General features: G+C 69.1%; 18 protein-coding genes. 9 read left to right on the forward strand and 9 right to left on the reverse strand.

The genetic code is table 11. The annotated features are described in order from the left end of the window. Positions 1-103: 103 nt before the first annotated feature. The 8 genes from OG448_RS04190 to OG448_RS04225 all read right to left on the reverse strand — a co-directional run bounded on the left by OG448_RS04190 (position 104) and on the right by OG448_RS04225 (position 8,766). On the reverse strand, positions 104-442 hold the full coding sequence (locus OG448_RS04190; RefSeq protein WP_405551573.1) for an STAS domain-containing protein: 339 nt from the start codon (positions 440-442) through the stop codon (positions 104-106). Then, positions 439-1,713, reverse strand: coding sequence for a PP2C family protein-serine/threonine phosphatase (locus OG448_RS04195; protein WP_405551574.1), 1,275 nt, complete (start codon positions 1,711-1,713; stop codon positions 439-441). Before OG448_RS04195 ends, OG448_RS04190 begins: the two co-directional genes overlap by 4 nt. After that, positions 1,710-2,513 (reverse strand): alpha/beta fold hydrolase, encoded by an 804-nt coding sequence (locus OG448_RS04200; RefSeq protein WP_405551575.1) that lies wholly within the window; start codon positions 2,511-2,513, stop codon positions 1,710-1,712. Before OG448_RS04200 ends, OG448_RS04195 begins: the two co-directional genes overlap by 4 nt. A 179-nt stretch (positions 2,514-2,692) precedes the next feature. Beyond that, on the reverse strand, positions 2,693-3,538 hold the full coding sequence (locus OG448_RS04205) for an RNA polymerase sigma factor SigF (protein ID WP_405551576.1): 846 nt from the start codon (positions 3,536-3,538) through the stop codon (positions 2,693-2,695). A gap of 306 nt (positions 3,539-3,844) precedes the next feature. Then, positions 3,845-5,314 carry an MFS transporter gene (locus OG448_RS04210; RefSeq protein WP_405551577.1) on the reverse strand — a complete coding sequence of 490 codons (1,470 nt, stop codon included), beginning with the start codon at positions 5,312-5,314 and terminating at the stop codon, positions 3,845-3,847. 249 nt (positions 5,315-5,563) lie between these two features. Continuing rightward, positions 5,564-5,944, reverse strand: coding sequence for a hotdog fold domain-containing protein (locus tag OG448_RS04215; protein WP_405551578.1), 381 nt, complete (start codon positions 5,942-5,944; stop codon positions 5,564-5,566). Continuing rightward, entirely contained in the window at positions 5,941-7,605 is a 1,665-nt protein-coding gene (locus tag OG448_RS04220) for a flavin-containing monooxygenase (RefSeq protein ID WP_405551579.1), read from the reverse strand. The genes OG448_RS04215 and OG448_RS04220 overlap by 4 nt, the downstream gene beginning before the upstream one ends. A gap of 198 nt (positions 7,606-7,803) precedes the next feature. Continuing rightward, the gene (locus tag OG448_RS04225) at positions 7,804-8,766 is read right to left on the reverse strand and encodes an alpha/beta hydrolase (RefSeq protein WP_405551580.1); all 963 of its coding nucleotides are present in this window, start codon (positions 8,764-8,766) and stop codon (positions 7,804-7,806) included. 167 nt (positions 8,767-8,933) lie between these two features. Here OG448_RS04225 and OG448_RS04230 point away from each other — a divergent pair, with 167 nt between their 5' ends. Genes OG448_RS04230 through OG448_RS04240 form a run of 3 tightly spaced genes read left to right on the forward strand, consistent with a single transcriptional unit; the run spans position 8,934 to position 11,732 of the window. Beyond that, on the forward strand, positions 8,934-9,599 hold the full coding sequence (locus OG448_RS04230; RefSeq protein ID WP_405551581.1) for a hypothetical protein: 666 nt from the start codon (positions 8,934-8,936) through the stop codon (positions 9,597-9,599). Continuing rightward, a complete protein-coding gene (locus tag OG448_RS04235) occupies positions 9,592-10,962 on the forward strand; it encodes a glutamine synthetase family protein (protein WP_405551582.1) in 1,371 nt (456 codons plus the stop codon). Before OG448_RS04230 ends, OG448_RS04235 begins: the two co-directional genes overlap by 8 nt. Before the next feature lie 26 nt (positions 10,963-10,988). After that, on the forward strand, positions 10,989-11,732 hold the full coding sequence (locus OG448_RS04240) for a gamma-glutamyl-gamma-aminobutyrate hydrolase family protein (protein WP_405551583.1): 744 nt from the start codon (positions 10,989-10,991) through the stop codon (positions 11,730-11,732). 82 nt (positions 11,733-11,814) lie between these two features. On the opposite strand, the gene OG448_RS04245 is transcribed toward OG448_RS04240, so the two are convergent. After that, on the reverse strand, positions 11,815-12,408 hold the full coding sequence (locus OG448_RS04245; RefSeq protein ID WP_405551584.1) for a TetR/AcrR family transcriptional regulator: 594 nt from the start codon (positions 12,406-12,408) through the stop codon (positions 11,815-11,817). Positions 12,409-12,608: 200 nt separating this feature from the next. On the opposite strand from OG448_RS04245, the gene OG448_RS04250 reads away from it, so the two are divergent. The 6 genes from OG448_RS04250 to OG448_RS04275 all read left to right on the forward strand — a co-directional run bounded on the left by OG448_RS04250 (position 12,609) and on the right by OG448_RS04275 (position 20,959). After that, positions 12,609-13,508, forward strand: coding sequence for a phytanoyl-CoA dioxygenase family protein (locus tag OG448_RS04250; protein ID WP_405551585.1), 900 nt, complete (start codon positions 12,609-12,611; stop codon positions 13,506-13,508). Positions 13,509-13,531: 23 nt separating this feature from the next. Further along, positions 13,532-14,248 (forward strand): transporter, encoded by a 717-nt coding sequence (locus tag OG448_RS04255; RefSeq protein ID WP_405551586.1) that lies wholly within the window; start codon positions 13,532-13,534, stop codon positions 14,246-14,248. Positions 14,249-14,316: 68 nt separating this feature from the next. Further along, positions 14,317-16,650 (forward strand): AMP-binding protein, encoded by a 2,334-nt coding sequence (locus OG448_RS04260; RefSeq protein ID WP_405551587.1) that lies wholly within the window; start codon positions 14,317-14,319, stop codon positions 16,648-16,650. A 54-nt stretch (positions 16,651-16,704) separates the two neighbouring features. Continuing rightward, positions 16,705-17,802 (forward strand): Zn-dependent alcohol dehydrogenase, encoded by a 1,098-nt coding sequence (locus tag OG448_RS04265; RefSeq protein ID WP_405551588.1) that lies wholly within the window; start codon positions 16,705-16,707, stop codon positions 17,800-17,802. A 27-nt stretch (positions 17,803-17,829) separates the two neighbouring features. Continuing rightward, positions 17,830-19,293, forward strand: a complete 1,464-nt coding sequence (locus tag OG448_RS04270) for an aldehyde dehydrogenase family protein (protein WP_405551589.1) — start codon at positions 17,830-17,832, stop codon at positions 19,291-19,293. A 118-nt stretch (positions 19,294-19,411) separates the two neighbouring features. After that, complete coding sequence (locus OG448_RS04275) at positions 19,412-20,959, forward strand: long-chain-fatty-acid--CoA ligase (protein ID WP_405551590.1); 1,548 nt, start codon at positions 19,412-19,414, stop codon at positions 20,957-20,959. Positions 20,960-20,988 lie beyond the last annotated feature (29 nt).

Consider the following 20,988-nt stretch of genomic DNA (forward strand, 5'->3'; position numbering starts at 1 on the left):
GTACCCGGCCCCGGCGGCGGCTCACCACTACTGCCGGACGGCCGAGTGGAGATCGTCCGGAGTGGCGGTCTCCCTACGGGGCGACCGGTCGGAACTCCTGGGGTCAGGTCCGGGTGGCGGTCTCGCTGTCGGGGTGGACGTGGAAGATCTGGTCGAGGCCGACGATGCGCAGGGTGCGCAGAGTGTGGGCGGGTACGGCTGCGAGTGCGATGTCCGCCTGCGCGGCGTGAGCATGGTGGTAAGCGGCTATCAGCGCGCTGAGACCGCTGGAATCGCAGAATTCCATGCCCCTCAGGTCCAGGACGAGGCGCTGGCCCGGCTGGAGGGTGATCGTGGGGATCAGTTCACGCAGCTCGCCGGCGCTGAAGTAGTCGAGTTCGCCGAAGATTTTCAGAACGGGACCGGCGGCAGCGTCTCGGGCGAGGATCTTCAGTGGGCTCATTCGCTGCTTCTCGTCTGTGGGTCGGCCGTCGCGCCTATGGCGAGCAGGGCGGTGTCGTCGTCGAGGCCGTCTCCGAAGGTCTGCAGCAGACCGGTCAGTGCCGCGATCAGGGTAGGCGGAGGCTTACCGGCATGACCGGCGGCAAACGCGAGCAGCGCCTCGTCCCCGAACAGGCGGGTGCGGTCCTCGCCGGTGCGGGCCTCGGTGATGCCGTCGGTGTAGAGCAGGAGGGTGTCACCGTCAGTGAGGACGGTCGAGGCGGTGACGAAGCGTGCGGAGGGCAGGATGCCGACAAGGAGGCCGCCAGGGGTGGGCAGGAAGTCAGCCGTACCGTCGGCACGTACGACGATGACCGGAGGGTGACCGCCCGAGGCGAGACGCACCGCGACCTGCCCGGTCTCGGCGTCGGGCTCGAGGATGCCGAAGACGGCGGTGCAGTAGCGCGGATCCCCGCTGCTGGCGTAACGCTCGTGGAGCACCTTGTTCAGTGTGGTCAGCGCGGAGACGGGGTCGGGGTCGTACAGGGCGGCGGCGCGCAGGGTGTAGCGGGTCAGTGAGGTGACTGTGGCGGCCTGGGGTCCCTTGCCGCACACATCGCCGAGAAAGAACCCGAACCGTTTGCCGTCGATGGGGAAGATGTCGTAGAAGTCGCCGCCGAGCTGGTCGGGATGTGCGGTGTGGTAGTAGGCGGCCGCCTCTACTCCGGGGACCGGCGGCAGGATGTCGGGCAGCAGTGACTGCTGGAGTACGGCGAGGGCGTCCTGCAGCCGGGCTCGGTCGGCCTCCGCCTGCTTGCGTGCCTCTTCGGCCGCCCTGCGGCCGCGCAGGAGTTCCTCCTCGTAGGCGCGGCGGTCCCGGGCGTCGAAGACGGTGGTGCGGATCAGCAGGGGCTCGTCAGAAGTGCCGCGCTTGATCACGGAGGAGACCAGTGCCGGTATCCGGCCACCACCGGTCTGCTTGATCTCCAGGGCGATGCCGTTGATCTCGCCCTGCATGCGCAGCAGCGGTGCGAAGTGCGTCTCGTGGTAGAGCTTGCCGCCCACGGTCAGCAGGTCGGTGAACCGCATCCGGCCGACCACCGCCTCGCGCTGCAGGCCGAGCCAGTTCAGCAGCGTGGCGTTGATTTTCGCGATGGTGCCGTCCATAAGTGTGGACAGATATCCGCATGGCGCGTTGTCGTACAGTTCCTCGGCGCTGTCCTCCAGCAGTGCGGCGAACGCCGCGCTGGAGGTTTTCTCACCGTCGGCCTCGTGCCCGATGCGGCACATCATCGCAAGTCCGCCAGGAAGCTCCGTATGGCCGCGTTGGTGGCTTCGGGCGCGGACAGGTGCGGGCAGTGCCCGGTCGCATCGAGAGTGACCAGCCTCGAGCCGGGGATCGCCTGGTGGACGAAGGCGCCCACCTCCCGAGGGGCGATCACGTCCTGCGTGCACTCCAGCACCAGCGTCGGCACGGTGACGCTCTTGAGGTCGTTCCGCGAGTCCGAGAGGAAGGTGGTGCGGGCGAAGACGTGAGCCATGTCGGGGTCGGTGGCGCAGAAGCTGTTCTTGAGTTCCTCGCCGAGTTCGGGGCGGTCCGCGTTCCCCATGATCACCGGTGCCATGGCAGCCGACCAGCCCAGGTAGTTGGATTCCAGTGACGCCAGCAGCTCGTCGATGTCGTCGGCGCTGAACCCGCCGCGGTAGCCGTCGTCATCGATGTACCGCGGGGACGGAGCGACCATCACATGTGCCCCGATCCGGTCAGGAGCCATGGCGGCGGCCAGCACGCCGATCATCGCGCTGACGGAGTGACCTACGAACACCGCCTCTCTCAGGTCGAGCGCCTCGCAGACCTCGACCACGTCCTGGGCGTAGCCCTCCAGGGAGGCATAACGGTCCTCGGAGAACGCTGACCCGTCCGAGCGGCCGGAGCCGACGTAGTCGAAGAGCACCACTCGGTAGTCCTCCGTCAAGGCGGGCAAGGTGAGCCGCCACATGTTCTGGTCGCAGCCGAACCCGTGCGCCAGCATCACCGTCCGCCCCTGCGGGTTACCGGTGACGGTGACGTTGTTCCTGTGAGCGATATCCATCCCTCGAGTCTCTCAAGCCCCGCCCGTTCTTCCGAAAAGGCCCCTGCTCCTCCACGTTCCGTCCGACGCCTTCACATGCCGGTTTTCGACAGAAAGCACCTTCTGCCGCCTGGCTCCGACCGGGCGCGGTGAAGCCCGCCGCGTGTGCGGCGGGCTTCCCGGGGCGGCGGTCGCCGGGCTCAGTGCTGGGTGAGCATGCCTTCGCGCAGCCGGGCGAGTGTGCGCGACAGGAGCCGGGAGACGTGCATCTGGGAGACGCCGAGGTGTTCCCCGATCTGGGCCTGGGTGAGTTCCTCCACGAACCGCATGTGGATGATCTGCCGGTCCCGCTCGCCGAGCTCGGCGATCAGCGGGGCCAGGGCGTGGAAGTCCTCGACGAGTTCCAGCGCCTGGTCTTCGCTGCCGATGAAGTCCTGGAGGGCGCTCTCGCCGTCCTCGCCGCCGCTGAGGGCGGCGTCCAGGGAGGAGGAGTTGTAGCCGTTGGCGGCCAGGCGGGCCTCCCGCACCTCGTCCTCGGGCAGGCTCATCAGCTCCGACAGTTCCCTGGTCGTCGGCGTGCGGCCGAGACGACTGCGGAGTTCCTCCGTGGCGCGGGCGAGCTGGACGCGGGCTTCCTGCAGCCGACGCGGCACGTGCACGGCCCAGGTGGTGTCGCGGAAGAACCGCTTGATCTCGCCCACGATGTAAGGGATGGCAAAGGAGGTGAACTCCACCTCCCGGGCGAGCTCGAACCGGTCGATCGCCTTGATCAGGCCGATCATGCCGACCTGGACGATGTCTTCCATCTCCTCGGCACCCCGGCTGCGGAACCGGCCGGCCGCGTACCGGACCAAGGACATGTTCATCTCGATCAGCGTGTTACGAGCGTAGCTGTACTCCGGCGTTCCCTCCTCCAGCACCGCGAGCTGATCGAAGAACAACCGCGACAGCTCGCGGGCGTCCTTCGGCGCCACCCGGGAAGGGTCGGCGACCTCCGGCAACCGGGCCGTCCGCGTGTCCACCACCGGGGTGCTCATGAGCGCCATATTGTTCCCCTCCCAAAAGTCGAGCCAACCGCTGCTGCCTGCCGAAACGGCCGACGACGCGTCCCCTACCCCTTCATCCCGCACCCATGCCCCGTTCCGTACGAGTCGGTTCCACTGGACGCCTTGGGGCGGTTTCTGCGACGTGTGCCAGGTGGGACTCCCTGTCAGAGCGCTCGGCCGCCGCCGTCCGGCCTCCGCGAAGCCTGCGCCGGCTGCGCGACTCCCGGCGTTCGACGCCGACTTTGTGGAGGTGCCGACGGATCGCCCGTCGACACGCCGACACCTCCATCGGGAATCGCGGCCGGCCTAGGAGGCCGCGGCGGGCACGCGCCGGCCGTTGCGCGCTCGCGAGATGAGCACGGCGACCACGATCAGCATGGCCAGGCCGGTCGAGATCCAGTAGCTCGTGCCGTAGAGGCTCTGCTCGGCGACCTCGACGTCCGTTCCGGGAACGGAGACGACCGAGGCGCTCAGCACGCCGGTGATCAGTGCTGATCCGAATGCGATGCCGATCGCCATGGCGGTGCCGGCCGCACCCGCGGCCATCCCGGCCTTTTCCTCGGGCACCGCCATCTGGGCGATGCTGAAACCGGCCGCGTATCCCATGCTGCACCCGAGGCCGATCACACCGGCGCCCACGAGGTAGTGCCACGGGCGGTCGTGGGCCAGCGCGAGCCAGGCGAGTCCCACGGCGCTGAGGAGCGCCCCCATCACGAGCACGGAAGCACCGCGCCCCTTGGCGACCAGGCGGTCGACCACCTTGCCGCCCACCACGAACATCACCGCGAAGGGCACCATGAGCCAGCCCGTCTGCAGCGCGGTGCGCCCGAGACCGTACGCGTCCCCGGGCGGGAGGGAGGAGGGAACGACCTGGCTGTACGTGCTGAGCAGCAGCAGGAAGGCCGCGTTCACGGCACCGAACACCGCCATCGACAGGCACGCCACGGTGACGAGGGGCAACTTCAGCAGCGCCACGTCGAACACCGCCGCCGAGGACCTGCGCTCGACACGCACCCACAGGACTCCACCGACGACACCGGCGATCAACGGGATGACGGCCGCGGCGCCCCACACCAGGCCCTGCGTCAGAGTCAGCAGCACCGCCCCGACCCAGGTGATCAACCACACCGTGCCGAGCAGGCCGATGCGAGCGCCGGACTCGGCCGGCGGGAAATGGGGGATGACCGCGAACGAAGCGATCGTCGTCGCCCCGCACGCCGCGGCGAGGATGCAGAAGAACGTGCGCAGCGACAGGGTCTCGACGATGAGCCCACCGCCGATCATGCCCACGACAATTCCGATTCCCGATGCGACGACCAAAACACGGACCGCCGTGACGATCCCCTCCTCCCCCAGGTTCCGCCGTAGGAAGCCCAGGGGCAGCAGTTGGGCCGCACTGCCGAAGCCCATGACCGTGGACCCTATGAGCAGGGCCGGGTACGAGTCGCCCACGGCCGGGATGAGCGCTCCGACGGTAAGACACCCGGAGGCGAACACGGACGCGTTGCGATCGCCGGACACGTCGGCGAGTCGCGGAAGCAGGATGTAGCCCGCACCTCCCCCCAGCGTGAGCAGAGTGAAGATCCACATGGTGGCGGACACGGTGGCGAGCCCGTACTGCGTCTGGACGATCGGCAGGAGCGGGGGCAGGATGAACATGATCGCGTTGGTCAGGATGACGAGCAGGGCGCCGACTGCGATGAGTGCCCCCCTCCGCGGCGCGCTGCGCGGTGTCAACTCCCTTGCCAGGCCAACCGATTCGTTGATCTCCGTCATGTCAGTCTCCGAAGTGGTTGTTTGCGGGACCACCCATGCATCGCTACGGCCTGCCGCCGGAATCGGCGGGCGGCACGCATCTGACAACCGCCCGGTCGGGACTGGGTCCCGTCGGTACCCGGACGGCCTCTACCGGTGCGGCGGTAGGCCTTCGGGCCCACCGCCGTGAACTGCTTCACGCCGCCGTGCCCGGCTACGTGTCGTGGTGCGTCTCGGACCGCCGGCGCCGGCCGACGCCACCCCCGACGGTCACGGTGCCGTCGTCGCGGCGTCGGTCGGCACGACGGCCGTCCCTCGCGCCCGAGTGGCCACGATGGGTTCCGCCAGCACCTCGGCCCGGCCGCTGTCGTCGACGGACCTGCAGATGATCCGCAGCTCGAAGTCGACGGTCCGGCTGCGCCTCCCCTTCGACGCCAGGCGCGCCTCGGCCTCGACCACGTCGCCGCCGCGGACCGGGGCGAGGAACTCGACCGACGCGTATCCGGCGAACAGGCTCTCGTGGCCGTCGATGCTGATCGCCAGGTGCGTTCCGGCGTCTCCGAAGAGCTTCAGCCCGAAGGCCCCGTCGACGAGGTTCCCCGCGTAGTGCGCCTCGGAATGGGCGACGTAGCGCTGGTGCACGACCTTCATGCGATCTCCCTGTCGATGCGGCCGAGGCGGCGGCCGACGGTCTCGCCGTCGAGCTCGATGCCCGGGTAGCCGCGCTTGGCGAGCTCGGTACACATTCGGCGGTACTTGCCGACACCGCCCACGTAACCGAGGAAGGTCGTCGGCTTGCCGGCCACGTTCGAACCCCGGTACCAGGAGTCGGCGGTCGCGTAGAGCGTCTGGTTCACCGTGCTCTCGGTGATCTTCACCCAGTCCTCCTGGGCTTCCGCCGTCGGCTCGATGACGTCGGCCCCCACGGCCTTGGCGTGCCCGATCAGCTCGGTGATCCAGTCGACGGCCTGCTCGATCGTGACCACGACGTTGCTCGCGAGCGCGGGGCTCTGCGGTCCGGCGATCATGAAGAAGTTGGGGAACCCGGCGGCCATGACGCCCAGGTACGTCCGGACTCCGTCGCTCCACGCGTCCTGCAGCCTGCCGGCCTTCGGGGCGGAGACGTTCAGCGCGAACAGCGGGCCGGTGAAGGCGTCGAACCCGATCGCCAGCACGATGGCGTCGACCTCGTAGGAGCCGCCCCTTGTGACGATGCTGCCGCTCGTCATGGTGTCGATCGGCTCGTCGCGCAGGGAGACCACCGAGACATCGGGGCGGTTGAAGGTCTCGTAGTAGTCGGTGCCGAAGCAGCTGCGCTTGGCGCCGAGCGGGTGGAAGCGCGGTTCCAGGACGGCGGCGGTCTTCGGGTCGTGGACGATCTGGCGGATCTTCTCCCGCACGAACTCCGCGGCGGTCTCGTTGGCCCTCGGATCGGTCAGCAGATCGGAGAACTCGCTGCCGACGCCGTTGAATCCGCTGCGCACATAGGCCCGCTCGTAGCGCTCACGCCGTTCCTCGTCGGAGACGTCGAACGCCGCGGCGTCCGGGATGCGGTCCGGGATGCCACCGAGCGAGTGGCGGCACTCCTCACGGATCGCCGTGTAGTTGCTCTTGATCTCGTCGACGTAGTCCGCCGGCAGCGGGGCGTTGCGGGCGGGGAACACGTAGTTGGGGGTGCGCTGGAACACGGTGAGGTGCTCGGCGACCTCGGCGATAAGCGGAATGCACTGCACCGCGGACGACCCGGTGCCGATCACGGCAACGCGCTTGCCCGCCAGGTCGCTCAGCGGAATGTTCCACCGGCTCGTCGAGACCGTGGTTCCGGTGAAGTTCTCCAGGCCCGGCACGTCGAAGTCCTTGGGCGTCGAGAGGCCGCCCGAGGCGGCGAGCAGGTGACGGCCCCGCCGGGTCTCGCCGGATTCGAGGGTCACCTCCCAGAGCCGCTCGTCCGGGAGCCAGGTCGCGGAAGTCACCTTGGTGTTGAAGGTGAAGTGCCTGCGCAGGTCGAAGCGGTCCGCGACGTGGTTGATGTAGCTCAGGATCTCGGCCTGCGGAGCGAAGCGCTCGCTCCATGTCCACTCCTGCAGAAGCTCCTGACTGAACGAGTAGGAGTAGTAGATGCTCTCGACGTCGCACCGGGCGCCGGGGTACGTGTTCCAGAACCAGGTGCCGCCGACATCGGGCGCGAGCTCGAATCCTGCGAACGTCCAGCCCTTCTCGACGACCTTGTGGGCCGCGTAGAGGCCTGAGAATCCCGCACCGACACAGAGGAGGTCGACGACGGGTGTGGGGGGTAGAGCAGTCCCAGTCATGCGTATGCCTTCGGGTAGTCGAAATGCGGATGACATCTGGCCGTCAGGGCTTCGCCTCGGCGGGGGCCTTTCGCCCCTCGGCGCATCGGAGCGCACGTCTCAGTCAAACGACTTAGTCGTATGACCAACGGAATTTAGCCATGGGTCCGGGTGCCGTCAACAGTCGAACGCGAGTCGGTTCGCCCCGGCTGCGCCCGCTCAGGCGCCGGCGACGCCTCGCAGGTGGCGCACCACCTGCGAGATCGCCTCGTCCGTCCTGGCGAACACGCCCACTTCGGTGAAGAAGCCGTGGAAGACACCGGCACAGCGGGTCACGGTGACCTCCACTCCGTCACGCCGCAGCCTCTCGGCATACGCCTCGGCGTCGTCGCGAAGCGGGTCGACCTCGGCGGTGAGAACGAGCGCCGGAGGGAGATCCCGCAGTGATTCGGCACGCATCGGGGCCGCGTAGTGATCGGCCGCTCCCCCATGGTCCGGGCCCAGGTACTGCTCCCAGAACCAGCGAGCATCCGCACTGGTCAACAGGGGTGCGTCAGCGAACTCCGTCCAGGACGGGGTGGCGAACGCATCGTCGACGGCGGGGTAGACGAGCACCTGGGACACGGGGCGGGCGAGCCCGAGATCCCGGAGCTTGAGACACAGCGCGGCTGCGAGATTGCCGCCGGCGGAATCTCCCCCGACGGCGATCATGTGCGGATCGACACCGAACCCGGATGCCGATCGGCGCAACCAGGTGAACGCGTCGAGACAGTCGTCGAGCGCGGCCGGATAGGGGTTCTCCGGCGCGAGTCGGTACTCCAGGGAGAACACCGCCCATCCGGATCGGGCGGTGATCGCGCGACAGACCTCGTCCACTCCGTCGAGGGTGCCGAGGACGAAGCCGCCACCGTGCAGATAGACCAGCGCCGGGCGCGGTCCGGCGGACGGCGGCGTGCCGTCCGGGTGGTAGAGGCGTGCGCGGAGCTCACCGGAGCGGGCCGGCAGGGTCAGGCGTTCGACCCGGTCGAGAGGGGTGACCGGCTGCTCCGACGGCGGGGTCGCCAGGAGCTTCCGTGCCGTCTTCGCACCCAGTTCCCGTACGGGCTTCTTGAGGGTTGCGGCGATGACCTGCGCCGCGTACCGCGCATCGGCGTCCAGTCGGTCCCAGTGCGAGGGATTCACTTCATTCACTGTGGGGCCTCCCCGAAGTCATTGACAGGTCGCGACCTGTACCCCACCATCCTAGTCACCTGATCTAGTCAACTGACCATGATGATCACGATCCATCCGAGATCGGAAGCGGCCGATTCGCGGCGCGCGTGATCTCCCGAAGTCGAAAGGACTGGAGGATGACCGAAACCACGACGGCCCCTGCGGTGTCCGGCGCAGCGACGGCCACAGATGTCGACGTAAGGATCGAGGACGATGCCACTCCCCTCGTCCGGCTGATCGGCCGCACCCTGCGGGATTCCGCCCGCGCGGGCCATGCGCTCCAGGCGCTGCGGAAGCCGGCCGCCACGGTGGCGATCCGGTCCCACGAGACGCCGCAGGCGGCGACGATCGCCTTCGCCGGAGGCGTCATCGAGGTCTCGAGCGGAGTCCTCGTCGAACCCGATGCCACGATCGTCGTCGACCTGAACGCCCGGTTCGCACCCGCCGACGCCCCGTCGGGCGACGCCGAGCTCGCCGCGGACGCGCTGCTCGCGCTGTCGCCGCCGGTGCCGGACTGGCAGACGGCCGCCGAACACTTCTGGACCGCCGCACGGTCCGTACCGGGGATTCCGGACGTGCTCATCGCGGTCACCGAAGGCCCCGAAGGCCTGGAGCAGGTCGTGCTCGGCGACGGCACGACCCATTACCTCATCGCCGGAGCCCCCGAGACACTCGCCGGCGTGTTCTCCGGAGCCGACGACCTCCTCGCCGTTCTCTCCACGGGTGCGCTCGGGATCCAGGGCACCCTCTCCCAGCTGTCGGTCATGGTCGGCGCATCCCGGAAGGTTCGTTACGATGTCTGAACTCGCCCAGCCCGTCACGGGAGTTGACGCCCCGGGCGCCACGACTCGGGCCGTCCGGATCGAGGCGACGAACCACGAGGGCTCGTTCCTCGGCAAGACCCTGGCGCCGAAGAAGTTCGCCTCGGGCATGGACTCGGGTTTCGCCTTCGCCGACCTCCTGTTCGGCCTCGACCTCGGCAACGCACCGGCCTTCGGCTTCGCCTATCCCGACTGGCGCGGACATCTGGACGACGTCTACTTCCGCCCCGACATCTCGACCCGGGTCGAGTGGAAGCCGGGCCTCGACGCCGTGATCGGCGACTACTGGCTGAAGGACGGCACGCCGGTCCCGATCTGTCCGCGCAACCTGACGAAGAAGATGATCGACCGGCTCGCCTCGCTCGGCTTCACCGCGACCGTCGCCGTCGAGATCGAGGCGACCGTCTTCGAGGAGTCCATCCACGAGGCACGCGCCCGCGGATACCGCGATCTGACCCCGCTCGGCGGAAGCGCGGGTACGGCCTACCACCTGGCGAAGTCCAAGGACTGGACCGGTTACATGAACGCCGTCGCCGACCGGCTCGACGCGGTCGGGATCGAGTGGGAGGCCTGGAGCGACGAGGACGCCGCCGGCCAGATCGAGATCAACCTGGCGCCCGGCGACCCGATCACGGTTTGCGACGCCTGGGCGCGGACCCGCCAGATCATGCGCGAGGTCGCGTTCGACCTCGGCCACACGGTCACCTTCATGGCCAAGCCCACCGCGGGCTACGGGCAGGCCTCGCACATCAACCTGTCCCTCCAGCGCGACGGCGTCAACGCGTTCTACGCGGAGGAGGCTCCGTCGGAGGCGATGCGCCATGCCGTCGGCGGTCTGCTCGCGACCATCGAGGGCAACACCTCGATCGTGCTCCCGCAGATCACCTCGTACCGGCGCCTGGTGGACCTCAGCGGGCCGCCGGTCACCGCCACCTGGGGCATCAGCAACAAGACCACCGCGATCCGGGCGGTGTGCGGGCACCCCACGTACTCCCGCCTGGAGTACCGGGTCCCCGGCGCCGACGCGAACCTGTACCTCGCGCTGGCCGGCGTGCTGGCCGGTGTGGTCGCGGGCCTGGAGCGCAAGATCGAACCGCCGGAGCCGGTCGCCGAGATGGCGTGGTGCATGCCGCCCGGGGAGATCACCCGGCTGCCGGACACCATCACGAAGGCCGCCGCGGCGCTCGAGGCGGACCCGATCCTTCGCGACCTCCTCGGTGCCGAGTTCGTGGACTACTGGGTCGGATCGCGCCGGTGGGAGTGGATGCAGTTCCACACCGCGGGCGGGGATCCGTTCTCCGAACTCTCCGCGTGGGAGTCCGCCCGATACTTCGAACTGCCGTGAGCGCGACGGACGACACGCCGACCGCGGTGCGGCCGCTGATCGGCATCACCGGCCGACGGATCCGGCTCGACCTCATCAGGGGTGCGGACCGCCGGTACGGCGAGCGCTGCACCGACAGCTACATGTCCGACTACGCGATCCGGATCGCGCGGGCCGGCGGCCTCCCCGTGCACCTCTCGTACGAGACGGACCCGGAGGCGGTCTGTCATTGGCTGGGCGGCGTCGTCGTCACCGGCGGGCAGGACCTGCATCCTGCGTGCTGGGGAGGGGATCCCTCCGTGGTCCGCGACGTGGACCCGCGTGCGGACCCGATGGTCCACGACATCGAGCGGGACAGGTACGAGCTCGCGCTCGTACGTGCCGCGCTCGACCGGGGGATTCCGGTGCTCGCCGTGTGCCGGGGCATGCAGGTCCTCAACGTCGCGCTCGGCGGCACGCTCGTCGCCGACCTTCCGCCCGGCGAGGTGCGGCATCTGTCGCAGGAGGCCGCGCTCACCGACGGTACGGACGATCACGTCGTGACCTTCGAGGCCGGCTCGATCGTGGCGGGATTGTTCGGAGCGCGGGCCGTCACCAACTCGTGGCACCACCAGGCCGTCGATCGCTGCGGCACGGGGCTCCTCGTCACGGGCCGGACGGCCGACGGTGTGGTCGAGGCGGTGGAGCTTCCGGACGCACCGGTTCTGGGAGTCCAGTGGCACCCGGAATGGATGGAGAGCGACGATCCGACGATGACGTGGATCGTCGAGGAAGCCGTCAAGCGCCTGTGACGAGGTCGACCCGAGCGCGTCAGCGCGTCGCCGGCGGGCAGACGCCGCTCGGGCCCGGTCAGGGGCCGTCCGAGGTCCGTGATCAGGCGAGCTTCGCGGCCAGCCAGGCATCGAACACGTCGACGACGATCTCTGCCTGCCCGGCGGCTCGGGACCGGTCGGCATAGGTCAGCCAGTTCACGACGAAGCCATCCGAAAGGGTACCGAGGACATAGCCGATCTGGTCGATCGTCTCGGGCGCGACGTCCTGTCCGGCGGCGGCTCGCGCGAGGATCGACCGCACGACGTTGAACGCCTCGTTGTACACGGTCACCGCCGGGTGTTCTTCCTGACGCTGTGCCCAGCTGATCAGCTCGAAGCTCGCGGACGCGAATTCCGAATCGGACTCGAGATACCAGTTCAGGAGTCCGCGGAGGATCGCACGCGCGGTCGCGACGAGGTCTCCGTGCACATCGTTCTCGATCAGAATCTCGCGGTACCGCTCCGCCAACCTCTCGAAAACGGCTGCGAACAGCAGCTCCTTGGTCTGGAAGCAGTAGTGCAGCGTGGCCAGCGGGGCGTTCGCCTGCTCGGCGATACGGCGGGTCGTCGCACCGTCGACGCCGTGGCTCGCGATCACTTGGATGGCGGCGTTCACCAGGTCGTTGCGTCGCTCGGCCGCCGGCACGCGTGCCACATCTGCCCCCTGTCGAAGTTGGACGTTTGATCAAGTCGACGCCCAGGCTACCAGGCGGTTTGTCCACATCGACCGGCCTCACAACCCCGGCCGAAATACTTGGTCAGATGACTTGATCGCATGACCAAGATGAAGCAGCATGACCCTCATCCCCTCGCGAAGACCCGATGCTGTCGCCGGCATCGACTGGAGGAATGGCTATGCCGAACCCAGCACTCGCCCGCATCGCTGCCGACACGCCCCCCGAAGAGGCGGTCGAGATCATCCTGCGAGACGGCGGGGTGATCGTCGAAGGGCTGTTCGACGAGGCGACGATCCAGGGCCTCAGGGCCGACCTGGATCCCGTGCTCGACGCGGTGGAGACGGGGTACGACGAGGTGTTCGCCGGCAACCGCACGCGCCGGGCGAGCGGCCTGTTCGCGAAGACCGAGCACATGGTCACCGTGGCACTCAACCCGCTGTACCACCGAGTCGCCGAGCTCATCCTCGACAAGCCGATCGACGTCTTCTTCGGAGAGGACGCGGTGCCGCATCCCGCGGGAATGCACATCGGGGCCACGATGGCCATCAAGATCGGCCCCGGCCAGGGCGCGCAGCCGCTCCACCGCGACGATTCCGTCTGGTTGTGGCGGCATGCGGACCACCGGCGCGAAGCCCGGGTGCAGATCATGGTCGCGGTCAGCGACTTCACCGCCGAGAACGGCGGGACGCTGGTGATTCCCGGGTCGCACCTCTGGGACGACCACCGGGCGCCCCGGCGCGAGGAGGCGGTCCCCACCGAGATGAGGGCGGGTTCCGCGCTCATCTGGATCGGATCGACCTATCACGGCGGCGGCGAGAACACGACCACGGACACCCATCGTCTCGGGCTTTCGATGGGCTGGGACCTCGCCTTCCTGCGCACGGAGGAGAACCACTTCCTCGCGTACAGCCTGGAGCAGATCCGGAGGCTCCCGGAAGAGATCCAGCGAGCCCTCGACTGGTCGTCGGAGCACTACCTCGGCTGGACCGAGGTCGCCGGCCAGATGTCCGACCCCATGGACCTGCTCAAGCGCGACGACTACACCTCCCTCGACGCCGGCCTGCCCACCACGCTCTGACGAAGATCAAGGAACCGAGGAAAATGGCACTCAGAGACCTGCTTTTCCTTCTCGCCGACGTCTGGATGATCGTCGTCGGGTTCACCTTCGGGTGGAAATTCATTCGGAACTTCAAGAACTATCTTCTCGGGCTCGAATGGATCATCGTCGCCACCTCCGGGTCGAACTTCCTCGTCTACGCGCTCGTGGGCGCCGACGAGAAGAGTCCCATGTACACCGTCGCGTACTTCTTCGACCAGTTCTCCCGGTCGGTCGGCATCACGCTGATCCTCGTCATGGGGCTGATGCAGGTGACGCATCGGTACAAGCCGTCCCTGGGGACGGACGTCGGGGTGTTCGCGTTCGCCGCCGTGGTCGGAGTCTTCCTGCTGTTCTTCAGTGAGCGGCTCGGCGTGGGGGCCGCGATCTTCCTCATCGTGGTCAATGTCCTGACCACCCTGTTCCTGATCTACTTCGCGAGGCGGCTCTGGGCGATCGGCGCGAAGGGAGCGGCCCTCGGCGTGATCCTGGCGACCGCCGCCGCATGCGTCATCGCCTGGACGTACGACTTCGTGCACGTTCCGGGCGACGACGCGGCACACACCCTCTTCTACATCGGCGCGCTGAGCACCTGGGGATTCCAGATGTTCACGTACTACTTCGCCTACCGCGCCCTGCACCGCCACAACGAGTCGGCCGACGCGAAGCCGAACCGACGTGAGCAGAGCCCTGCCGGGGCCGGGGAGCAGTCGTGGTCGTGAAGGAAACGTCCCAGCGAGAGGGAGACGCGGCCTCTCGCCGTCCGCAGCCGGCCGTCAGGCCCGAGCGGATGGGAGAGGACCCGTCCATCGCGACGCTGACCGGGTTGCTGGCCGAGCGCGCTCGGCGATCACCCGATCGGGAGTTCCTGCGCTTCGGCGACGCGTCCTGGACCTTTGCCGAGATCGACGCCTGGACCTCCAGGCTGGCACATCGGCTGATCGAGGTGGACGGCGTCCAGCCCGGCGACCGTGTCGCGATCATGCTCCCGAACATCGTGCACTGGCCGGTCGTGTGGCTGGCCGCGCTGAAGTCCGGCGCTGTGGCGGTACCGGTCAACTCCTCGTACAAGCGGGCTGACCTCGCCTTCCTCCTGCGGGACTCGGGAGCCCGGGTCGTGTTCACCGATCACGAGCGGGCGGGTCTTCTGAAGGAAGTCGCCGACGCCGAGACCGATCTGACGGGCCTGCGCGTCGTCGACGTCGCCGCGGACGGGTCCGCGTCCTTCCCGGCGACCGCTCCGGCGGTGCGCCCCACCGCCGGGACCCTGGCGAACCTGCAGTACACCTCGGGCACCACCGGTTTCCCCAAGGCGTGCATGCTCACCCACGACTACTGGGTGCGGCTGGGCTGGACCTGCGCCGCGGTGACCGGCCTCGGGTCCGACGACGTCCTGCTCACCGCTCAGCCGTTCTCCTACATGGATCCGCAGTGGAACACCGCGCTCGCCCTGACGATCGGGGCCCCGCTGGTCGTGCTGCCCCGGTTCTCCGCGTCGGGCTTCTTCGCCGACGTCCGCCGTCACCGCGCCACCTTCTTCTATGTGCTCGGGTCCATGCCGACGCTGCTCTTCAAGCAACCGCCGCACCCCGACGACCTGGACAACCGGCTGCGCCTGGTGCTCTGTTCGGGCATCCCGGTCGGGATCCACGCGCGGCTGGAGGAACGCTGGGGCGCGCCGTGGCGGGAGATCTACGGCATGACCGAGACCGGCGTCGACCTGTTCGGTTCCGTCGAGGACGCGAGTTCCGTGGGGAGCGGGAGCCTGGGGCTTCCGGTGCCGACGAAACGGGTCCGGGTGGTCGATCCGCAGGGAGTCGACCTGCCCGACGGCGAGCCCGGTGAGCTGATCGTCTCGGGCAGGCCGATGATGCTCGGCTACTGGAACCGTCCGGAGGACACCGCCCGCGTGCTGCGGGACGGCTGGCTGCACACCGGCGACGTCGTCGTCCGCCGGCCGGAGGGGGGCGTTCATCTGGTCGGCCGGATCAAGGACATGGTGCGTCGCGGCGGCGAGAACATCGCGAGCGCCGAGGTCGAGGCCGCTCTCGAACGTGACGAGGAGGTCATGGCCGCCGCCGTCGTCGCCGAGCCCGACGAGACCTTCGGTGAAGAGGTCAAGGCCTTCGTCCAACTCGCCGCCGGGGTGCGGGCGGACCGTACGACCGCCGCGCGGCTCGTCGACCGGGCCGGCCGACAGCTCGCCCGTTTCAAGGTGCCGCGCTACGTGGAGTTCGTCGCCGGCTTCCCGCGGACGCCGTCCGAGCGCGTGTCCAAGCCGGCGCTCAAGGCCCGCGCCGCGGCCGAGCCCGGCGTCACCTTCGATCTGGGCGCCCGGCGCGGCTCGGCGGGCTCGCCCGCCGCATCGTCCGCGGACGTCCTCGACGTCGACGTCGTACGGGGCGTGGCGGTGCTGACCCTGCGCCGGCCGGAGAAGCTGAACGCCATGGACGTCGCCACGCGTCGGCGACTCGCTTACCTCGTCAGGAAGTTCGGGTCCGGCGAGAACGTGCGCGGAATCGTGCTCACCGGTGAGGGCCGGGCGTTCTCCGCCGGCGAGGACCTTCAGGCGCCGCCCGCCTCGTACGACGAGATGCGGGAGGCGTTCGAGACCTTCCACGACATCACCCGCGCCATCGTGGAGACACGGGTCCCCGTCATCGCGGCCGTGAACGGTCTCGCGGTGGGCGGAGCCTCGGAGATCACCCTCTGCTGCGACGCACGGATCGGTAGCCCGGCGGCGGAGTACTACCAGCCGGAGAACGGCCGGGGCATCACGATCTCGAACGCGTCGAGCCTGCTGCTGGCCCGGATCGTCCGGAGCCACGCGATGCGCATGGTCCTCGGCTCGCCGCGGATCGGGGCCGAGGAGGCCCTGCGGATCGGTCTCCTGGACGAGATCGTCGCGCCCGGCGAACTGGTCGACCGTGCCGTCGACCTGGTCGCCGAGTGGACGCCGGAGCACAACACGACGGCGCTCCACCTCGCGCTCCTGCGGCCGCGGCTCGACGAGATCGAGCAGGCCTTCGCCCGTGAGGACGCCGCCGCGCGGAAGGCCTGGGAGAGCGGGGTGTTCAGGGCGGGCGTCGAAGGCTTCTGGACCGCGAAGGGCGCCGGCAAGTAGCTCCGGACAGGGGCCGGTACGGCCCCTTCCGCAAGGAACGACAGAGGAGAAGACGTGATCGACACGGAGGCCGCGGTGCTCACCGCGGTGAACGAACCGCTCGAGATGACCGCGATCCAGGTGGACGATCCCGAGCCCGACGAGGTGCGCGTCGCGGTCTCGCACGTGGGCCTGTGCCACAGCGACCTGCACTACATGACCGGCACGGTGCCGACCGACCTGCCGATGGTGGTGGGTCACGAGGTGGCCGGTGTGGTCGAGGCGACCGGCTCCGCGGTGACCGGGCTGCGTGTCGGCGACCGCGTGGTGGGGGCGCTGACGCCGTCGTGCGGCCGGTGCGTCAACTGTGAGGCCGGCCGGTCGACGCAGTGTCAGCGCGTGGCGGAGGTCCGTCGTCGCCCGCGTCCCGCCTTCCGGCTGGCAGACGGCAAGCCGGTCGAGCGGCTCGGCGACGTCGGCGCGTTCTCGCGGCACACCCTCATGCGGGAGAACGCGCTGGTGAAGCTGGACGACGCGGTGCCGCTGCACGTGGGGTGTCTCCTGGCGTGCTGTGTCATCACCGGCGTCGGCGCCGTCTTCCGCGGCGCCCGGGTGCGTCCGGGAAGCACGGTGGCGGTGATCGGCTGCGGCGGCGTCGGGTCGGCCATCGTCCAGGGAGCCAGACTGGCGGGGGCCTCGGCCGTCGTCGCGATCGACCTGGACGAGGCACGACTCGAGGCCGCGCGCGGTTACGGCGCGACGCACGTCGTGAACGGGAGCGTCGAGGACGTCGCCGCGGAGGTCCGGAAGTTGCTGGGCGACGGGGTCGACTACTCGTTCGAGGCCGTCGGCTCGGCGCGCACCGCGGCCACGGCGCTCTCGGTGGTGCGGGCGACCGGCACCGCGTGCCTGGTGGGCATCGCCCCGGAGGGCACCGAGCTCAGGGTGCCCGCGTCGGACTTCTTCTTCGGCGAGAAGCGCCTCATCGGCTCGTACATGGGATCGGGTCAGGTGCGCCAGGACATCGTCCAGCTCGCGCGCCTCTACCAGCAGGGGCGGCTGCTGCTGGACGAGATGGTCACGCAGGTCATCCCGTTCGGCGAGATCAACGAGGGGTTCAAGGCGATGCGCAGCGGTGACGTGACGCGTGTCGTCGTCGACCTCCAGGCCTGACCGACAACGGACGCAGAGGTGACTCACATGTCGAGCGGCGAGACGACGATCCCCCAGCCGGTGAACTACATCGCGGACGCCTGGAGCGACTGCGAGACGGTCCGGGGCGAATGGAACGTCGACCCCAACACCCGGGAACCGGTGCACCGCGTGGTCACGACCGGATCCGAAGACGTCGAGCGGGCGCTGCGGCACGCCGAGCGCGTGTACGACGTCGGCCGGTGGGACGACGAGGCCCGCCAGGAGCGTGCCGACGTGCTCGAACGCGTCGCCGCACTCATCGAGACCCGAGTCGAGGACATCGCCCGCACGGATTCCCTGACCAGCGGTGTGCCGATCGGCGCCACCCGGAAGGTGGCGGCGTTCCTGCCCGCCAGGATTCGGGCGACGGCGGCGGACCTGCTGGACATCCCCCGGGTACGAGCTCTGGCGGCGGGCGGCCGCGATGTCCGCCTGTACAAGGTCCCGTGGGGGCCGGCCGCGATCCTCACGCCGTGGAACGGCCCGAGCTTCATTCCCGCGGCGAAGGTGGTGAGCGCGGTCGCGGCGGGCTGTCCGGTGATTCTGAAGCCGTCGGAGCACGCACCGGGCAGCGCGCAGATCATCGTCGAGTGCTTCGTCGAAGCCGGGCTGCCCAGCGGCACGCTGCAGCTCGTGCACGGCCGGGGCGACGTGGGTGCCGCACTGACCGGTGACCCGCGCGTCAGGGTTCTGTCGTTCACCGGTGGTCCGGCCGCCGGCCGGGCGATCGCCCGGGCCGCCGCGGAGGACTTCAAGGTCCTTCAGCTGGAGCTCGGCGGCAACAACCCCGCGCTCGTCCTGGACGACGCCGACGTCGAGGTGGCCGCCGACGGAATCTTCGAGGGCATGACCAAACTGAACGGCCAGTGGTGTGAGGGGCCGGGCAAGGTCCTCGCCCACAGGAGCCTGGTGGGGCCGCTGCTCGAAGCGCTGACCGAGCGCATATCCAAGGTCGTGATCGGTCATTCGCTCGACGAGAGCGCCGAGCTCGGTCCCATCTCCAACGCACCGCACTTCGCGACGCTGGAGAGCCGGATCGAAGGACTGCGCGCCCTGGGGGCGAGCGTCCACCGGCCTGCCCGGCTGCCCGGGCTCGACGGGTTCTTCCTCTCGCCGACCGTCGCCGCCGGGGCCGACCCGGCGAAGGCCACCGCGGAGCTGTTCGGTCCCGTGGTGTCCCTGCACGCCGTCGATTCCGACGAGGAGGCGCTGCGCATCGCGAACGCCCACCCCTCGGGACTCGACGCCTACGTGTTCGGCGGCGACACGGAGCGGGCGATCGAGGTCGGCTCGCGCGTGCTGTCCGGCGAGGTGCGGGTCAACGGCGCCAAGCTCGCCGACCTCGGTGACGATTCCGCGCAGAGCTTCTGGGGACCGTCCGGCATCGGCGGTCACGGCCCCGCCGAGTCGGTGCGCGTGTTCTGCGGTGACCGGGTGGTCGGAGTCGACTCGCCGGACCTTCCGCTGTGAAACGCGCCGCTGTCGTGTCCGGGACACGGGTGAAGGACGCAGCGGCTGAGGGCCGACGTCTTCGACTCAGCCGTCGAGACCACCCGATGACCGAACCCAGAGCCGCTGGAGAACCACCTTGCTGAACCTCTCGATCCTCCTCGAAGACTCCGCCCGCACGTTCCCGGACCGGGACGCACTCGTGCTCGGCCCGACCCGGCTGACCTACCGTCAGGTCGACGCGGCGGCGAACCAGGTCGCCAACCTGCTGGTGTCCCGGGGCATCAGGCCCGGTGACAAGGTCGCCCTCAGCTGCCCCAACCTGCCCTCCTTCCCCATCGTCTACTACGGCGTGCTCAAGGCGGGTGCGGTCGTGGTCCCGCTCAACGTCCTGCTCAAGGGCCGCGAGATCGCCTACCACCTGGACGACGCGGATGTCTCGGCGTACTTCTGCTTCGAGGGAACTCCGGAGCTCGCCATGGCCGCGGAGGGCCACGCCGGGTACCGCGAGGCCAGGACGGTCGAGCACTTCTTCGTCATCACCGCCGACCAGGAGGCTCCCAGCCCGATCGCCGGTACCGAGACGCTCGGTCAGGCACTCGCCGGCATGAGCACCGTGTTCGAGTCGGTGGTCAGGGAGCCGACCGACACCGCGGTCGTCCTCTACACGTCGGGAACGACGGGACAGGCCAAGGGCGCCGAACTCTCCCACGCGAACACGATGATGAACGTGCTGGCCGGCAACCGGTTGTTCCGCAACGAACCGGCCACCGACAGCCACGTGGTGTGCCTTCCCCTGTTCCACACCTTCGGCGCGACGGTGCAGATGCACGCGGGGTTCTCGGTCGCGGCGACCTTGCACCTCGTGCCGCGCTTCGCCGCCCGTGAGGTGGTCGAGCTCATGAGCCGCGAGGTCATCACGTTCTTCGCCGGCGTTCCGACCATGTGGTGGGGGCTGCTCAACGCCCTCACCGACGACGTCGACGTCCGTCGGATCGCCGACAACCTGCGGATCGGCGTCTCCGGCGGGGCGGCCCTGCCGGTCGAGATCATCAACCGGGTCGAGCAGCGCCTCGGCGTCACCGTGCTCGAAGGGTACGGGCTGTCCGAGACGTCGCCCGTCGCCACGTTCAGCGACCCCCGGCTCGAGACCCGACCGGGCTCGATCGGCGTTCCGATCTGGGGTGTGGAGGTGAAGCTGATCCGACCGGACTGGACGGAGGTCACCGGGGCCGGGGAGGTCGGCGAGATCGCGATCCGGGGCCACAACGTCATGAAGGGCTACTACAACCGTCCGGAGGCGACGGCCGAGGCTATCCGTGAGGGATGGTTCCGCACCGGGGACCTCGCACGACGCGACGAGGACGGCTTCTACTACATCGTCGACCGGGCCAAGGACCTCATCATCCGCGGCGGTTTCAACGTCTACCCCCGCGAGATCGAGGAGGTGCTCCACACCCATCCCGCGGTGAGCCTCGCGGCGGTCGTCGGCGTCCCGCACGACAGTCACGGCGAGGAGGTCAAGGCTTTCGTGATCCTCGAGAAGGACGCCGTCCTCACCGCCGACGAGCTCGTCGCCTGGGGCAGGGAGCAGATGGCCTCCTACAAGTACCCCCGCATCGTCGAGATCGTGTCGAGCCTGCCGATGACCGGCAGCGGAAAGATCCTCAAGCGCCGGCTGGTCTGAAGTCGAGCCGCTGCCACGTACAACGCGAA

Origin of the sequence: Streptomyces sp. NBC_01171 (genome assembly GCF_045039805.1) — a bacterium.
Classification (GTDB): Bacteria; Actinomycetota; Actinomycetes; order Streptomycetales; family Streptomycetaceae; genus Streptomyces.